Raw genomic sequence first — 15,441 nt, 5'->3', positions numbered from 1 at the left:
GACCTCAACACTGTGGCCGTAGTTCCTGCAGTTGTGACGTCAGTCAGGTGCCGTCATGTGAGCTATCAGAATGCACCCGCCAATAAGTATCTCGGTCGATAGTCGATACTTCCCAAATCTCACCTTATGCCTCCCGCTACACAGCACTCGTGACCGTCGTCGGCGTCGTCGTTGACCTCCCTGGCGCAGGAAGGCCCGATATGCCGGATACAGTGCAGACGCTTACTATGGAGAATCGTTGCTGGCAGCAAGGGGGTGCGTAACATAGGTTGGCCAACGGTTTGCCGCCAGCCGGCAGCCAGGGTGCTCATGTTCGGCGCCCGGATTGGAAACAGGCATTGCAACGGGCGGGTAGCCACGATGGTGATGTTCTGCGATGCCGCGACCCCGGAGATTGGCTGCTTCTGATTTTCGGTTGAGTACCGCGGGTAGTTAGTCGATACCTGTCCAGTTAGTCTGACCGCCGTTCGCGCTGCGCGGAGTCTATACGCAATCGGGGCGCAGATGGCTTGACCTTTGAGTCAGTCGGGCTGAGCATCATGCGGTTACAACGGTGCGGGCAAATCGGGTTGTGCTGGCGCCTCGGCAAAAGCACGCCGCGCCAGGAACACCGAATGTCCCATGCTTTTTGGCTGGGTTGCTCTTCCCTCTGTTCCGTCAGTCAAAACAACGAGCCGACAGTGATTCATACAAATATGCGAGTTTGGACCTGGCGCAACTTATTGAATGTTTCTACACTTCAGCAACTCGTCCCGCCGAAGCTCCCCGTACCCGCGGAGGGGCTGTCAAAGCCGACTGATGTATCATGCGCGTCGCCCGCATGACGCCTCCGGTTAAAGGGCTTCAGCAGCAAAAGACAAGCACCAGACGACCATGCAGACAATGTACGCCTACATCGCGGGTGAAACTCGCGAACTGACCCTACCGCCTGTCACCGATGAAGTGCTACCCGGCATTCAGTGGGGCGCGTTCGACGAGCTGATGACCCCGGCGTATTGGCGAGGGCAGGCATGGCAGCACACGGAAATCGGAACGTTCCGCGATTTCCGTCTTGGCAGGTCTCTGATTGAGGAAGTCGCCGCGTGCCTGCTTGGAGGCTGGGGCATGCCGGCGGAACTAGCACTGGCCGCCTACGCTCGTGTGCGTGAACGCGAACTGTTGCGCCCCGGCGTGAGTGCAATTGAGCTGGAGGAAGCGTTGGCCGAGCCTTTCATTTTCCAGGGGCGCGCGCGCAAATACCGGTTCGCCAGACAGAAAGCCCGCTATCTGAGCGGCTGCCTCACGCGACTGTCCGGGTTCACGCCGTCTGAAGACGACATCGCCTTCAGGGACAGTCTGAACGAGCTGCCGGGTATCGGACTGAAGACTGCGTCGTGGATTGTTCGCAACATGCGTCCGCTTAGTGAGGTCGCGATTATCGACATCCATATCCTACGGGTGGGACGACACTTGGGGCTCTTCCCGGAAGACTGGGAGCCCGACACACACTACCGGAAGCTTGAGGCACGCTTCGTCAGCTTTGCGCGCGCCATTCAAGTGTCCGCGGCAACGCTAGATGGCCTGATGTGGGACCACATGCGGCGCCTTTCGCCAATTCTGAGAAAGGACCGCGCCGGAGCTGATGAGCAGCTTGAACTCTTCGCCGGGCACGCCAGCGTCCATTAGGAACTGCTGCCGACGCTCTGTGCAGGCACCCCCACGACCGCCGACCCGACGGCCAGCAGCTGCCCGCTTGACGGTAACACTGAGACCACGTCGTTGCCAAGGATGCCGAGCGGACAGAAGCCGAGCCCAAAAAGTTCAGCCGTTAGCGCGAGGGTCTGGAGCATTGCGCCTGCGTCTCGCCAGACCAGCGATTCGCTGTTGACGTAGGCGGCCTCGGGTCTTGCCATATCAGCGACCAGAACGAGGAAAGTGCCATTAGCGTCTGGCAGCACGCGCCTGCACCTGGACACCCAGGCGTCGCGTGCGTCCTCGGGAAAGACGAGTTGCTCGAGCGCGAACGCATCAGTGTCGAGTCTCAGCACGCGCGAGTCAGTAAAGAGCATCACCGAAATCGGGTGCAACGCTCCTGCTGAGAGAGACGGGCGTTGACTTCGATTGAGCGCGTCGCCTTCCTTCCGGAACCGGGCTGACAGCGCGAAGTGCAGGGCACTGAGGATTGTATCGAGCGACGCATAACCTAGCTGACGCGTCGAGCGCCGTCCTTCAAAGACTTCAAGAAAAGACTTTTCTGGCGGGGACTGAAGTGTCTTGAACGATTCCCTGTGTTCGACGGGCCACCGGTACGCTACACACGCGCCGTCATCCGACCTCGGCACAGGGTCATCAATACGGGTCAAGCCCAAGCTCCTGGAGGGTTTCGTAATGCTTCCGGCAGCCGCGACACAACCCGCATGCCTCATTCGCCACATGGCACGAGTGTGCCCACGCTAGTACGTCAGGCGGGACGGTTGAAGTCTTGATGAGTTCGGCAGCACTGAGCGAGATAGCAGGTGCCTCCAGTCGGATTGCACCTTCCTGGCAGACAAGAAGCCGGTCCATCGCCTCGATGAAATGAGGTGTTCCATCTGCATGCGCGCCATCGGTACGCAACGTGCCAATCATCAGCGTGCTGACGTTCAAAGCGACCATCTTCATCGCCGCGAGCGTGACGAGCATCTGGTTGCGAAAAGGCCACCATTCGGAAACCGGAGCGAGCGTCGCCGGCGCTATTCCGGCCATGTCTCCGCTGCCGAGTGCGCTCAGGTCAGCGGTAATCACATGGTGCTCGATACCGAGCGTATCGCACACAGCCGCCGCCGCGCGTGTTTCAGCGTCCGCCGCACGCTGACCGTATGCAATTGTGACTCCTATGTCCGGACGCTTCCAGTACGCAATTGCAATGGAGTCCATCCCTCCGGAAAGCAGCAGTGCCGTTCTCATGCTTTCCACGCCGTGTAATGCAGTGCGGTGACGAAATCCGTGAACACCTGGCTGCCGGTGCCGACAATCATCTTGAGATTTTCTTCAGCTACCGACTGTGCCAGGGCGTAGACAGGCACCCCGAGGGAGCTCGCATAACCAACCTCAAACACGGTACCCGTATCCACACCATCCAGGATTGCAAACACCCTGTCACACGACTTGAGAGCGTCAATGTCGGCCGGCCCAATGTCATGAGCGCGACCAGGACCCACGTCGTGAACCGGAGAGAAGACTTCGAGACCGAGTTCGGTCAGGCAACGACGGGCTTCATCGACCAGCCAGCGCTGTCCCAGATTGAAGAAAGGACTTGCGAGATAGACTCTGCCAGGGACCGTCGAAGCAGGCACGAGTTGCGCCTGCAACAGGCTATCCGGCAACGGGGACGGCAGCCCCATTGTTTCCGCGTAACTGGACACTGCCCGCGACGCAAGCTCGGCTGCTCGCTCCGGGCTCTCACGATGCACAGCCCACCTTGCCGCAAAAATGGCCGCAAACACATCGCCGGAACCAATGGTCCAAACCCCATTGCTTCGATAGGCCGGAATGTGAGACTGACCCTCCCGGGTTATCACATAGGCACCGGCTGGCCCGGACTTGACGACAACGACTTCGGCTCCCTTCTCAATGAGCTTTTGTGCAGCCACCGTCGGTTCATCACCACCAGTCATGGCCAGGATTTCGCTGCGATTGGCAACGACCGCGAGATGTGCGGCCTTACTGCCGTTCTGTTCGAATGGTTCGGGACTGAATGCCGACTGCGGGTCGTAGACGCACCATTCGGAGTCAACTTTCCCGCAACCTTCCAGCATCCCGAAGCGTAAGACCGCCTCGGCCGATACCGCTATCGGGGGCCGACGATGAATACGGGCAAGCGGTGGACGAATCACCGGGCTCGACATGCAATGCACGTATTCGAAGGAAAGAGCATCCTTCGTTTCCGCAGTCACCACATCAAAACCATAATTACTGGCGTAGGGTTTGAACGCGACGCCCACGTCCTCTCGAACATACGTGTGCAGCGTTACCCGTTCGACATGGCTCCTGAGCGCTGCCGCCGCCCGACCACCGGAGCCGTAAATGTGGTCCCACTCGGGCCAGATGCACCTTTCGTGGTAGACCCCGCCAACGATGGCAATTTCGCTCATTTGGGGCGTACCAATACCTGACAGGTGCCGCCCTGAATGCCAATTACCTCAGCGACGTACTGTCGGCCATTGAGCATGCACTGGATGAACTGCAGCATGGAGGGCCCCGTAATCGACCCGACGATACTTCCATTCGCTTGTGCTACGAGCCGCTGCGGTGGGCCCGCTTCATAAACCACATCAAGTAAATCGCCACCCCGGACGGCCGTGAGTATTGCTCGATTCACTGAATTGAGGGTAGTCCTTTCACTGATAGCGCATGGGTCCACCGGCACTCCGGCACCGCCACCATCGCCTGCTCCCTTTTTCACCGGCTCCTGAACCGGTGCCTTCTGTACCGGCCGCCAATCCCCACCGCCCCCGCCGCTTCCTGACATTCCGCCCCCTCTCTCAATGGGATAAGCTTCTGGACTATCGACGTACGTTTACCCGTACGTTCATTGCGGTGAATTACTTATTCAAGTCGTGCATCGAGTGTACTTCATTTCATATTGCTCGAAAGTATCTAAACCAGGCAGAATGGAGGAAACCTTCTTTAAAACAAGTCTAGCCTGAGAAACTCTATTTAGCCCGGATTCGCGCATCAGCGTGTGACATACTGCACGCGCACATACTAGTCATGGCTCCTCCCACAAGTTTCTCAACTGCTGCGCCGCGTGCCCGTGGATGGAGAAATTTAACCGTCAAAGTGAAGTGCATTGCGAGGCAAAGTAGAATCATCCTGCTCCCTTCCAGGCCGACGGGCCGAACGCCGGGTACCTTCCCCGGCTGGCGGGGGCTCCCATCCCTGAAGGTTGGCGCGTGAAGGGCGCACATGGCAAACGAGATTGTCCTGTCGGCAGCCACCGAATACGTTGCGACTGCCGACATTCCAGAACTCATCGCGCAAGCCCTGCATCCCGATACGGCAGGACAGCAGTTGACAGTGTCGTACTTCATCAAGTTCGCAGGGCCAGGCTCAACCGGTGAAACTGCCAGGTGGAACGGCTGGCCGATTGATGACGACGACAGGAAGGTGCTGGACCGCATATGGGCCGATATGCCCCGCCTGCCTGACCATCCCACTTCAGATGAGGTTCAACCCTATCTGGAAATGGCGAACAACGCGGAACTTGACTGGATTCTGGATGTTTGCTGGAACAACCCAGAATTAACCTCGACCATTCTTCGCTTCGATGCCGAACGAGAGCATCGGAAAGCCATCGTGTCTGCTGTTCGCAATGGTGCTCTGAAGGTGGTCGCACCTCACACGCGTTTACCTACCGATGAGTATCAGCCGAACTCCCAGGTATCAGTCGAGGAGCTAACCCGATACGTGGCGCAATTCACGATTGCTGTACGAACGACCTCTAACCGAGATATGGCGTCTGCCGCGCCGCAACTGGCCAGGAGGCAACAGACGGAACAGGAAAGCCCGTTTGTCTTTCCGCCAAAGCTCCTCAAGCTGTCGTTGTGGGACTTAGCCTGCCTCCACACCGGACAGAACGCCACTGACGACAGGCCAACCAACGAGACGCGCCATAAGCTCGCTGAACTCGTTCAGTCTGTGTATGGCCGCAGACTATGGGTGGAATGGCCACCAGGCACGGATTTCGACTTTGTGTCCGGTTTTGTGCCTACCGCAGCCAATGCTCGAGTCGACACCGATTGGCGCGAGCTCGACCGAATAACCGTTCGACGCGAGGATTGGGAACGATACGAAGACGAAATGCAGCGGGAACTAGCCCAGAGGTCGGAGTTGATACAGGAGCAGGTTACGCTCTGGGAGCGCCGCCAGCCTGCGAACCTGTTCGCCGGCGACGGATTCAGCGAAGAGTTGCTTCAACTGACGACTCTCAGCAAGTATCTGGAGTTCGAGACGTGGACGCCGGAAACCGCTGCGCTTCTGGTTTCCGGTATCCAGGCACATATCCCCTGCGACGAGATACCTTCGAAAGGAGCAATGGGCCTGGATAACTGTTTCATTATCGGCACTCAAGACCCGTTCCATCAGGCACGATGGGTTCTGGAACTCTGGCGCAGTCGCGAGAATCCGCCGATAAGAGTGCGGCCCATGGATTTCATTGCGTGGTGCAAGACCAAAAATATCGACACTTCGTGGCTCAGGGCGGTCGAGGAAAACGTCAGAAACGTCAAGGCGAACGTAGCCTATGGCACTCCAACAACAAATGCTTTTTCCGCAGATGACCGTCGGCGGTTTCTGGATGCTCAATATTGGAATGAGCAAGAGTTGTTGGCGCTTTGCTTGGGTGTGCCCAAATACGCCGACGTCGACGATATCGCGCCCGAAGCCGAACGCGAGGACACTCGAACTCGAATCAGCGCTGCGATTCAGTCCGGCCAGCTCCCTGCGGAGCGAAACCCGAGCGCTGGTTATGGAGAGGCGGTCTACGGTGGCATCTGGCGTATCGAACCTGCCCGTGCTGTGCGATGGGCACTCGGCAACTTCGACAGGCTTCCTGATTGGCTTACCGATAGCCAATTGCAACAAATCTTCGCGATGCAAGAGGCCGAAAAGCAGGCCGCAGGCCGCTACACTCTCCGCGAAGCAGCGAAAGCGATTGCCGGAACTGGCGAACGATTCGAGGCGTTGGAAGCGAAATTGTGTGGGGCTGCCGAACGTCGAGAGCTTCCTGTGCACGGTCCAGGCGAGCGGGCACGGTATGAATACACGAACGGCAGGTGCGCTCGCCCGTTTTATGAGGAAGCTCATTGGGACGACCTGAACACATGGCTCGAGAAGAACGAGCCGCGCATCATGTTTCGATTCCCTTCGCCCGCAGCCAGGAAAGCCACGCCGACTGCAGCCTCGATTCAAGAGACACCAGAACAATATCGGCAGCGCGCTATTGCGGTACTCGATAAGCACAACGGAAACAAGACAAAAGCGGGAGAAGAGCTGGGCATTTCGCGCCAGCGTGTCGGTCAACTGGTAAAGGAAAAATCGCAGGCAGGACGCGCGGCGACCAACCCGAACGACCCCTTTAACAGGACCACGCTACCTCGTAAAAAGCGGACATAGAGTTACCGCACCCCCCTTGCGTTCGCACCGCGAGGCCTTGCGCAATCACTGGCGGAGCCTTATGCCATATGGGCTTGCTGGAACCGCTTGTCGCAAGTGGTGCTTGCGCACCGATTCTTCGCATCGTCAATCAACGAACCGCACTTTGCGGAAAGGAACGAGACGATGCAACCCACCCAGTTTGAACTACTAGCACGGCCCGCCTTCAGGCCCACCTGGCCCGCCAGCAACACGTTACCGGCTGAGGCACTGGCGAGGCTACTGACCGGCGAGCGCCTGACCCAACCCGCGTTCGGCACGAACCGGTGGCGCCTCGCCGCATACATCAAGCAACTGAAGTACCTCGGCTGGCCGGTGGAAGCTACCTTGGTTCGTTATCCCGAGCGCGCCTACCCAATTGCGCAGTACTGGCTCCCCAACGACATCATCATGAAGGTTCGTGCGTTGCGGAGTGCCGCATGACGAACGCGTTCGACGAGGTGGAGTGACAGACGGTGACGCGGCACCGGGTCAAGGGAACCAGCGCCGACTGAGGTCGGCGCCGAAGCTAGGCACGGATGCCCACCTACAACAGGCGAGTCTGGCACCAAAAATCTGGCGATAGGTGGGGGGTGAATTTGGCCTGAAAAGTTGGTGTCCCAAGCACATCAACTAGAAGCGTTTCCGCCTTATGCCACGGTGATTAGCGAGGAGACCCACCCCCCTCGCGAAACGGTTTTAACCCCCAGACGAGAAACGTTTCTTTTTCTCAAGGACACAAAAGCCCCCACCAGCCCTCTTCATCACTCCACCGTCACCGACTTCGCCAGATTCCGCGGCTTGTCCACATCCGTACCACGCGCACACGCCGTGTGATACGCCAGCAACTGCAGCGGCACCACGTGCAGGATCGGCGACAGCAAGCCGTAATGCTCCGGCATCCGGATCACATGCAGGCCTTCGTCGTTGACGATCTTCGTATCCGCATCCGCGAACACGTACAACTGACCGCCGCGCGCGCGCACTTCCTGGATATTCGACTTCAGCTTCTCGAGCAATGCGTCGTTCGGCGCCACCGTCACCACCGGCATGGCTTCGGTCACGAGCGCCAGCGGCCCATGCTTCAGTTCGCCCGCCGGATAAGCCTCAGCGTGGATGTACGAAATTTCCTTGAGCTTCAAGGCGCCTTCCAGCGCGATGGGGTAATGCAAACCGCGCCCGAGGAACAGCGCGTTTTCCTTGCGTGAAAACTCTTCGGACCACGCAATGATCTGCGGCTCCAGCGCCAGCACGCTATTGAGCGCCGCCGGCAAGTGGCGCAACTGCCTGATGTAATCCGCTTCCTGCGTCGCGCTCACGTGGCCGCGCAGTTTGCCGAGCGTCGCCGCGAGCGTGAACAGCGCGACCAGTTGCGTCGTAAACGCCTTGGTCGACGCCACGCCGATTTCGGTGCCCGCGTGCGTCAGGAACGACAACGCCGTCTGCCGCACCATCGCGCTCGTACCGACGTTGCAGATGGCCAGAGTATGCTGATGCCCCAGCGATTGCGCGTGCTTCAACGCCGCCAGCGTGTCGGCCGTCTCGCCCGACTGAGAGATCACCACCACCAGCGCCTTCGGATTCGGCACGGACTCGCGGTAGCGATACTCGCTGGCAATCTCGACCTGGGTCGGAATTTTGGCAATCGATTCGAGCCAATACTTCGCCGTCAGTCCGGAGTAATAGCTCGTGCCGCAAGCGAGAATCAGCAGGCTGTCGATGCCGGCAAACACCTTGTCGGCACCTTCACCGAACAGCGCGGCGTCGAATCTTTCGGCTTGCGGAATCGTGTCGCTGATCGCGCGCGGCTGCTCGAAAATTTCCTTCTGCATGAAGTGACGATACGGTCCCAGTTCGACCGCCCCCCCATACGCCGCCACGTGACGCACTTCGCGCCTGGCCGCGCGGCCTTCGCGGTCGGCGACGCGCACACCTTCCAGCGTCAGCTCGCACACATCCCCTTCTTCGAGGAAGATGAAGCGTTCGGTGCTGCCCGCCAGCGCCAGTGCGTCCGAAGCCAGGAAGTTTTCACCGCTGCCGAGGCCGACCACCAGCGGCGAACCTTGCCGCGCGCCCACCACCGTATGCGGCTGGTCCTTATGCAACACGGCAATCGCATACGCACCGTGCAGTTGCTGAACCGCGGCCCGCACCGCCGCGAACAGGTCGCCTTGATACAGGCTATGCACCAGGTGCGCGATCACTTCCGTATCGGTCTGCGAGACGAACTCGTAGCCCTTGCCACGCAGCATTTCGCGCAGCGATTCGTAATTTTCGATGATGCCGTTGTGAACCAGCGCCAGCGCATTGCTCGAGAAGATGGGGTGGGCGTTGTCCGTGACCGGCGCGCCGTGCGTCGCCCAGCGCGTGTGGGCAATCCCCGTCACGCCTTCGAGACGGGTTTCGCGCACCTGGTCGTCCAGATCCGCCACCCGCGCCACGCTGCGCGCGCGCCGCGGTTCGCCGTTGGCCAGCACGGCCACGCCGCATGAATCGTAGCCGCGATATTCGAGGCGACGCAGTCCTTCGACCAGGACGGAAACGATATTACGTTGCGCTACCGCGCCAACAATGCCGCACATAGAGATGGGTCCTTAGCAGGGGTTTGGTTTCAGGGCGCGCATGGGCCGCGCGCCGGTTGCCCTTCAGCTTTTTTTCCTGGCCGGCCGAACGAAGCCCGTCTTGCTCGTCTGGGTCTTGTCGTTCAGCACGAGCACGTTATCCGCGACGTCTTTCCAGACCGTCGTGCCCGCGGCAATCGTCACGCCGCGCCCGACGCGCACCGGCGCGACGAACTGCGTGTCCGAGCCGACAAACACATCGTCTTCGATGACCGTGCGGTGCTTGTTCGCGCCGTCGTAATTACAGGTGATGGTGCCCGCGCCGATGTTCACCCGCGCGCCGATATCCGCGTCGCCGATGTAGGTGAGATGGCCCGCCTTCGAGCCATGGCCGAGCACGGCATTCTTCACTTCGACGAAATTGCCGACATGCGACTCGTCCTGCAGCGACGCGCCGGGACGCAGCCGCGCATAGGGACCAAGCCCCACGTTCGCGCCGATCTCGGCGCCTTCGATATGGGTGAACGCCTCCACACGCGAACCCGCGCCAATCTTCGCATCGCGGATCACGCAGTTCGGTCCGATGCTCACGTTATCGGCAAGCGTCACGTGGCCTTCGAACACGCAGTTCACGTCGATCGAGACGTCGCGCCCGCATTCGAGCGTGCCGCGCACGTCGATACGCGCCGGATCGGCCAGCGTCACGCCTTCCACCAGCAGCGCCTCGGCGACATTGTGCTGGTGAATCCGTTCCAGTTCGGCCAGTTGCTGCTTGCTGTTGACGCCGAGTGTTTCCCACTCTTCGTCCGGTTGCGCCGAAACCACTTCGAAACCGGCTTCGATGGCGCGTTCGACCACGTCGGTCAAGTAGAACTCGCCTTGCGCGTTGTCGTTCTTCAGCGAGGCGAGCCACATGCCGAGTTGAGCCGTGGGCGTCACGACGATGCCGGTGTTGATCTCGGCAATGCGCAACTGCTCCGGCGTGGCGTCTTTCTGCTCGACGATGCGTACCACGCAGCCGGTCTGATCGCGCACGATGCGCCCATAGCCCGACGGATCGTCGAGCGTCACGGTAAGGATGCCGTAACAACCTTCCGCGGCGCTGTCGACCAGACGCCTGAGCGTGCTGGCGCGCGTGAGCGGCACGTCGCCGTACAGCACCAGCGTAGGCACCGTGGGATCGAGCAACGGCAAAGCCTGCTGCACCGCATGCCCCGTGCCGAGCTGCTGCTCCTGCGTGGCGAACAGCACATCGGGCGCGGCCACCGCCGCGCGCACGGCTTCGCCGCCGTGGCCCACCACCACCACGAGACGGGTTGGATCGAGCGTGCGAGCGGTCTGGATGACGTGAGACAGGAGCGGCCGGCCAGCCACGGGATGCAGCACCTTGGGCAGCGCGGAACGCATGCGCTTACCGGTGCCTGCCGCCAAAATAACGATGTTCATGGCGTCGGCGAAAAGACGAGTTTGGAGCCGATAATTCTAACATGCGCCTCATCCCGGAAAAGCGGCCGTGCGGGCGCGTGTCGCCGGCGCAGAACCCCGTAGTCACAGGGTTTGCGCGCGGATGCTCAAGAAAAACATTGAAATTTGTCCGGCTTCACAGATCGTCGAACTGCACGATCGAAATCGGCTTCGAACCGTTGAGCGTCAGGCCCTCGCTGGAATCGGTCGAGCACGGTTCTTCGTCGAAGGCGATATCGCCTTGCGGATCGGCCTCGCCCGTCGCGCGCAAACCGGCGAACGGGAACAGCTTGTGATCCATCAGATGCGACGGCACGATATTCGACAGCGCGTTGAACATGTTCTCGACGCGGCCCGGGAAACGCTTGTCCCAGTCGCGGATCAGCGCCTTCATTTCCGCGCGCTTCAGATTGGGCTGGCTGCCGCACAGGTTGCACGGAATGATCGGAAATTCGCGTAACTCCGCGTATTTTTCCAGATCGGTTTCCTTCACATAAGCGAGCGGCCGGATCACGATGTTCTTGCCGTCATCCGATTGCAGCTTGGGCGGCATGCCCTTCAGCTTGCCGCCGTAGAACAGGTTCAGCAGCAGTGTCTGCAGGATGTCGTCACGGTGATGGCCAAGCGCGATCTTGGTCGCGCCGAGTTCGCCCGCCACCCGGTACAGGATGCCGCGCCGCAGCCGCGAACACAGCGAGCAGGTGGTCTTGCCCTCCGGCACCAGCCGCTTGACGATGCTGTAGGTGTCCTGATTCTCGATGTGAAACGGGATATCCAGCTGCTTCAGGTATTCCGGCAGCACGTGCTCCGGAAAGCCCGGCTGCTTCTGGTCGAGATTTACCGCGACGATGTCGAAGTGAATCGGCGCGCGTTCGCGCAGGCGCATCAGCACGTCGAGCATGGCGTAGCTGTCCTTGCCGCCGGACAGGCACACCATCACCTTGTCGCCTTCCTCGATCATGTTGAAATCGCCAATCGCCTGGCCGACGAGGCGCGCCAGCCGCTTGAACAGCTTGTTGTTCTCGTATGCCTCTTTCTGCTCGCGGCGCGTGAGCGCGGGCTTGGCAGGGCGTTCGGCGGCGGCTGCCGCCGGTGCTCCTGCGATCGCAGCCGCAGGTGCTGCTTTCACCGCCGTTGCCGCGCTGTCCGCCGCGCCCGCCTGGTCGGCCATGGCAGCCTGCTGGGCCTCGGCGCTCAGAATCTCCGGTGCGTTCATGGCTCAATCCTCCTTGATGCGGAAGACTTCGACGCCGACCGCATCGCAGTCCGGGTACACGTCCGGCTTTTCCGTCGACACGCGCGCCGCGCGCACGTTCGGATGCGCCAGCAAGGCCGTCAACAGGTCGTCGCAGAGCGTTTCCTGCAGATGGATGTGGCCGCGCTCGACACGGCGCGCAATGGTGGCGCGCATGAAGTCGTAGTCGACCACTTCGCGCAGCTTGTCTTCGACGGGCGTCGAGAGCGCGAGCGGCACATACAGTTCGACGTTGATCACGACGCGCTGCTCGCCGCGCTTTTCGAAGTCGTGCACGCCGATGTTGATGTGCACTTCGTAGTTGCGCAGAAAAAGCCGGCGGCAATCGGCTAGCCGGGGGTGCGAAAGAGCGGCAAACATGGTCGTTCCAGTCAAAAAAGGCGTGCGAGGCACGCAAGGGGGCGCTTCAACGCCAGGCAACGGCCCTCAACCGCCAGGCCGCGCGCATTGACATACATTCAGGCGCCCGTCAAAAACATCACGTCGCGCGGCGACGGCACCAGGTGCTGTCCGCCGTCGACCACTAGCGTCGTGCCTGTCACGCCCATCGCCTCGGCCAGATAAAGCGCGGCGGCGACGATGTCCTCGGGCCGCGACGCGCGTCCGAGCGGCGTGACGCGATGCGCCTCGGCGAAGCCTTGCGGCGTCTGATTGCCCGATTGCAGCGTCAGACCGGGCGCGAGGCCCACCACGCGCAGCTTCGGCGCCAGCGCCTGGGCGAGCGCGACGGTGGCTGTCTGCAACGCCGCCTTGGACAGCGTGTAGGACAGGTAATCCGGATTCATGTTGTACAGCTTCTGGTCCAGCAGGTTGATGACCACGGCACGCAGCGATTCGTCGCTGCGCGCGGCCTCGGGCGTGGCCTCATATAGCATACGCGCCAGCACCAGCGGCGCGCCGACGTTCGTGGCCATATGACTCAACAGATGCCCGTAGCCGGCGTTCTGTGCCGTATCTTCGTCGAACTGGGACGCATTGTTGACGATACACACCGGCCGGCCCAAGGCCGCCATGCACTCCGGCACGAGCCGGGCCACCTCGGCCTCGACGGCCAGATCCGCCCGCAGCGCGACCGCCCGGCGGCCGAGCGCGACGATTTCCTCGACCACCCCGTCCGCTTCCCGCTTCGATTTCCCGTAATGGACGGCGACGTCCCAGCCCCGACTGGCAAAGCCGAGCGCGAGGGCGCGGCCGATCCGCCGGGCAGCGCCGGTAATCAGGACGACGCGCGGCACAGCGCCCGCATGGACGTGGACGTGGACGGCGGAAGTATCGGAGGGGACGGTCATTTACAATACGCGGATGAATCCGAAAGCGCACCAACCCGACAGTTTACCTGCTCCCGGCCCGACCGCGCTTGCGCAGTCTGAAACGCTGGCCGCGCAGATCCGTGCGGAGATCGCCGAAGCGGGCGGCTGGCTGCCGTTCGACCGCTATATGGAGCGTGCCCTGTACGCGCCCGGACTGGGCTATTACGGCGGCGGATCGGTGAAATTCGGCCGCCGGCCGGAAGACGGCAGCGACTTCGTGACGGCGCCGGAACTCTCGCCGCTGTTCGCCGCGACGCTGGCGCGCCCGGTCGCGCAGGCGCTGGAAGCGAGCGGCACGCGCAACCTGATGGAATTCGGCGCCGGCACGGGCAAACTCGCCGCGGGCCTGCTGAAGGCGCTCGACGCGCTGGGCGCGCAGTTCGACACCTACTCGATCGTGGATCTGTCAGGCGAACTGCGCGAACGCCAGCGCGCGACCCTCGAAGCCGACGTACCGGCGCTGGCCGCCCGCGTCCGCTGGCTGGACGCCCTGCCCGAGCAGTTCGAAGGCGTGCTGATCGGCAACGAGGTGCTGGACGCGATGCCGGTGCGGCTCTTCGCGCATACCGGCGCCATCTGGCACGAGCGCGGTGTAATCGTGCGCGACGGCGGCGAATTCGATTTCGAAGATCGTCCGGTGACGCGCGCAGAAGACGCGGAGTTTCTACAGGAAATCGAAGCAGAAGGCGACTACGTCACGGAGACGCACGACGCCGCGCGGGCCTTCGCGCGCACCATCTGCACGATGCTGACGCGGGGCGCGGCGCTTTTGATCGACTATGGATTTCCGCGCCACGAGTACTACCACGCGCAACGCGCGGGGGGCACGTTGATGTGCCATTACCGGCACCGGGCGCATAGCGATCCGTTCGTTTATCCGGGCTTGCAGGACATCACGGCGCACGTGGAATTCACGGGCATTGCCGAGGCGGGCGTGGAAACGGGCGCAGATTTGCTGGGATATACGTCGCAGGCGCGCTTTCTGTTGAACGCGGGCATCACCGAGGTATTGGGCGAAATCGACCCCACGGACACGAAGCGATTTTTGCCGGCGGCCAATTCGGTGCAGAAGTTATTGTCCGAGGCGGAAATGGGCGAGCTGTTCAAGGTCATTGCGTTTTCGCGCGGCATCGAGGAGACGCTTGATGCATTTGCGAGTGGAGATCGGACGCACAGTCTTTGAAGGTGTGCGTGCGTCGATTTTCATTTCCGTTAGGGTTCATTTCCGATAGAGGCTTGCGATGATCCGGTGGTTGTTGACGACGTTTATCGCTGTGGCCATTTTGTCGTCCTGCTGGCCCTGGCTTCGCAAGATTGGGATTGGGCGGATGCCCGGCGATGTGACACTGCGGATGTTTGGGAAGGAGTATCCGTTTCCGTTTATGTCGACGTTGGTGTTGTCGATGGTTTTGTCGGTTTTGGCGAAAGTACTGTAGCGGTTTTTTTTGTTTGTCTGACTGACGGTTTTTTTTTGCCTGCGGCGGGTTGGTTTTTTGGTTATCGCTTCTTATGGTTTTGGCCTTTCCTTGCATTGTTATTGGTTTGCCTGCGTTGCCCCTGTGCGGGGCGGCACTTACTTTCTTTGCCGCCGCAAAGAAAGCAACTGTATTGAAGGTCAAGTGTCAGGGGTTCATTCGATCATGATTTCGGCGGACTCCAGGGGGTGGCGTCACGCATCATGGCGTTGAGCCGGATGAGC

Annotated in this window: 13 protein-coding genes; 5 read left to right on the top strand and 8 right to left on the bottom strand. The window is 60.9% G+C overall.

All coding sequences use genetic code 11. The features are described from left to right. The first annotated feature begins 873 nt into the window (after positions 1–873). Positions 874–1,665, top strand: a complete 792-nt coding sequence (locus tag FQ755_RS24090) for a hypothetical protein (protein WP_186308650.1) — start codon at positions 874–876, stop codon at positions 1,663–1,665. Here the strand turns inward: FQ755_RS24090 and FQ755_RS24085 are convergent. Genes FQ755_RS24085 through FQ755_RS24075 form a run of 3 tightly spaced genes read right to left on the bottom strand, consistent with a single transcriptional unit; the run spans position 1,662 to position 4,112 of the window. Next, positions 1,662–2,342: a nitroreductase family protein gene (locus FQ755_RS24085; protein WP_186308649.1), complete on the bottom strand. Its 681-nt coding sequence runs from the start codon at positions 2,340–2,342 to the stop codon at positions 1,662–1,664. The genes FQ755_RS24090 and FQ755_RS24085 overlap by 4 nt on opposite strands. Beyond that, complete coding sequence (locus FQ755_RS24080) at positions 2,329–2,925, bottom strand: 7-cyano-7-deazaguanine synthase (RefSeq protein WP_144157527.1); 597 nt, start codon at positions 2,923–2,925, stop codon at positions 2,329–2,331. The genes FQ755_RS24085 and FQ755_RS24080 overlap by 14 nt, the downstream gene beginning before the upstream one ends. Next, entirely contained in the window at positions 2,922–4,112 is a 1,191-nt protein-coding gene (locus FQ755_RS24075) for a PfkB family carbohydrate kinase (RefSeq protein WP_144157526.1), read from the bottom strand. Before FQ755_RS24075 ends, FQ755_RS24080 begins: the two co-directional genes overlap by 4 nt. Positions 4,113–4,926: 814 nt before the next feature. Here FQ755_RS24075 and FQ755_RS24065 point away from each other — a divergent pair. Further along, a complete protein-coding gene (locus FQ755_RS24065; protein WP_144157524.1) occupies positions 4,927–7,134 on the top strand; it encodes a hypothetical protein in 2,208 nt (735 codons plus the stop codon). Positions 7,135–7,299: 165 nt separating this feature from the next. Next, the gene (locus FQ755_RS24060) at positions 7,300–7,596 is read left to right on the top strand and encodes a hypothetical protein (RefSeq protein ID WP_186308648.1); all 297 of its coding nucleotides are present in this window, start codon (positions 7,300–7,302) and stop codon (positions 7,594–7,596) included. Between the two features lie 320 nt (positions 7,597–7,916). Here FQ755_RS24060 and glmS read toward each other — a convergent pair whose 3' ends face one another. The 5 genes from glmS to FQ755_RS24035 form a co-directional block, all read right to left on the bottom strand. Then, positions 7,917–9,734, bottom strand: a complete 1,818-nt coding sequence (gene glmS, locus FQ755_RS24055) for a glutamine--fructose-6-phosphate transaminase (isomerizing) (protein ID WP_144157523.1) — start codon at positions 9,732–9,734, stop codon at positions 7,917–7,919. A gap of 63 nt (positions 9,735–9,797) precedes the next feature. After that, positions 9,798–11,159 (bottom strand): bifunctional UDP-N-acetylglucosamine diphosphorylase/glucosamine-1-phosphate N-acetyltransferase GlmU, encoded by a 1,362-nt coding sequence (gene glmU / locus FQ755_RS24050; protein WP_144157522.1) that lies wholly within the window; start codon positions 11,157–11,159, stop codon positions 9,798–9,800. Between the two features lie 154 nt (positions 11,160–11,313). Beyond that, complete coding sequence (gene ttcA / locus FQ755_RS24045) at positions 11,314–12,348, bottom strand: tRNA 2-thiocytidine(32) synthetase TtcA (protein ID WP_409937580.1); 1,035 nt, start codon at positions 12,346–12,348, stop codon at positions 11,314–11,316. A gap of 48 nt (positions 12,349–12,396) precedes the next feature. Further along, positions 12,397–12,792 carry a dihydroneopterin aldolase gene (locus tag FQ755_RS24040; RefSeq protein ID WP_144157521.1) on the bottom strand — a complete coding sequence of 132 codons (396 nt, stop codon included), beginning with the start codon at positions 12,790–12,792 and terminating at the stop codon, positions 12,397–12,399. A 98-nt stretch (positions 12,793–12,890) separates the two neighbouring features. Continuing rightward, positions 12,891–13,721, bottom strand: a complete 831-nt coding sequence (locus FQ755_RS24035; RefSeq protein ID WP_144157520.1) for an SDR family oxidoreductase — start codon at positions 13,719–13,721, stop codon at positions 12,891–12,893. A gap of 13 nt (positions 13,722–13,734) precedes the next feature. Between FQ755_RS24035 and FQ755_RS24030 the strand changes: the two genes are divergently transcribed. Together FQ755_RS24030 and FQ755_RS24025 are read left to right on the top strand one after the other, a co-directional pair. After that, entirely contained in the window at positions 13,735–14,925 is a 1,191-nt protein-coding gene (locus FQ755_RS24030; RefSeq protein ID WP_144157519.1) for a class I SAM-dependent methyltransferase, read from the top strand. A gap of 58 nt (positions 14,926–14,983) precedes the next feature. After that, complete coding sequence (locus FQ755_RS24025; RefSeq protein WP_144157518.1) at positions 14,984–15,178, top strand: DUF2905 domain-containing protein; 195 nt, start codon at positions 14,984–14,986, stop codon at positions 15,176–15,178. Positions 15,179–15,441: the final 263 nt, after the last annotated feature.

This window comes from Paraburkholderia sp. BCC1885 (assembly GCF_900996235.1).
Lineage (GTDB): Bacteria > Pseudomonadota > Gammaproteobacteria > Burkholderiales > Burkholderiaceae > Paraburkholderia.
Note: the sequence above shows the minus strand (reverse complement) of the source record. Positions and strands in the feature narration are given on the sequence as shown.

Bases quoted from the DNA above. Each gene is read 5' to 3' on its own strand.
- FQ755_RS24090 (WP_186308650.1), top strand. From the start codon at position 874: ATGCAGACAATGTACGCCTACATCGCGGGTGAAACTCGCGAACTGACC.
- FQ755_RS24080 (WP_144157527.1), bottom strand. From the start codon at position 2,925: ATGAGAACGGCACTGCTGCTTTCCGGAGGGATGGACTCCATTGCAATT.
- FQ755_RS24075 (WP_144157526.1), bottom strand. From the start codon at position 4,112: ATGAGCGAAATTGCCATCGTTGGCGGGGTCTACCACGAAAGGTGCATC.
- FQ755_RS24065 (WP_144157524.1), top strand. From the start codon at position 4,927: ATGGCAAACGAGATTGTCCTGTCGGCAGCCACCGAATACGTTGCGACT.
- FQ755_RS24060 (WP_186308648.1), top strand. From the start codon at position 7,300: ATGCAACCCACCCAGTTTGAACTACTAGCACGGCCCGCCTTCAGGCCC.
- glmS (WP_144157523.1), bottom strand. From the start codon at position 9,734: ATGTGCGGCATTGTTGGCGCGGTAGCGCAACGTAATATCGTTTCCGTC.
- glmU (WP_144157522.1), bottom strand. From the start codon at position 11,159: ATGAACATCGTTATTTTGGCGGCAGGCACCGGTAAGCGCATGCGTTCC.
- ttcA (WP_409937580.1), bottom strand. From the start codon at position 12,348: ATGGCCGACCAGGCGGGCGCGGCGGACAGCGCGGCAACGGCGGTGAAA.
- FQ755_RS24040 (WP_144157521.1), bottom strand. From the start codon at position 12,792: ATGTTTGCCGCTCTTTCGCACCCCCGGCTAGCCGATTGCCGCCGGCTT.
- FQ755_RS24035 (WP_144157520.1), bottom strand. From the start codon at position 13,721: ATGACCGTCCCCTCCGATACTTCCGCCGTCCACGTCCACGTCCATGCG.
- FQ755_RS24030 (WP_144157519.1), top strand. From the start codon at position 13,735: ATGAATCCGAAAGCGCACCAACCCGACAGTTTACCTGCTCCCGGCCCG.
- FQ755_RS24025 (WP_144157518.1), top strand. From the start codon at position 14,984: ATGATCCGGTGGTTGTTGACGACGTTTATCGCTGTGGCCATTTTGTCG.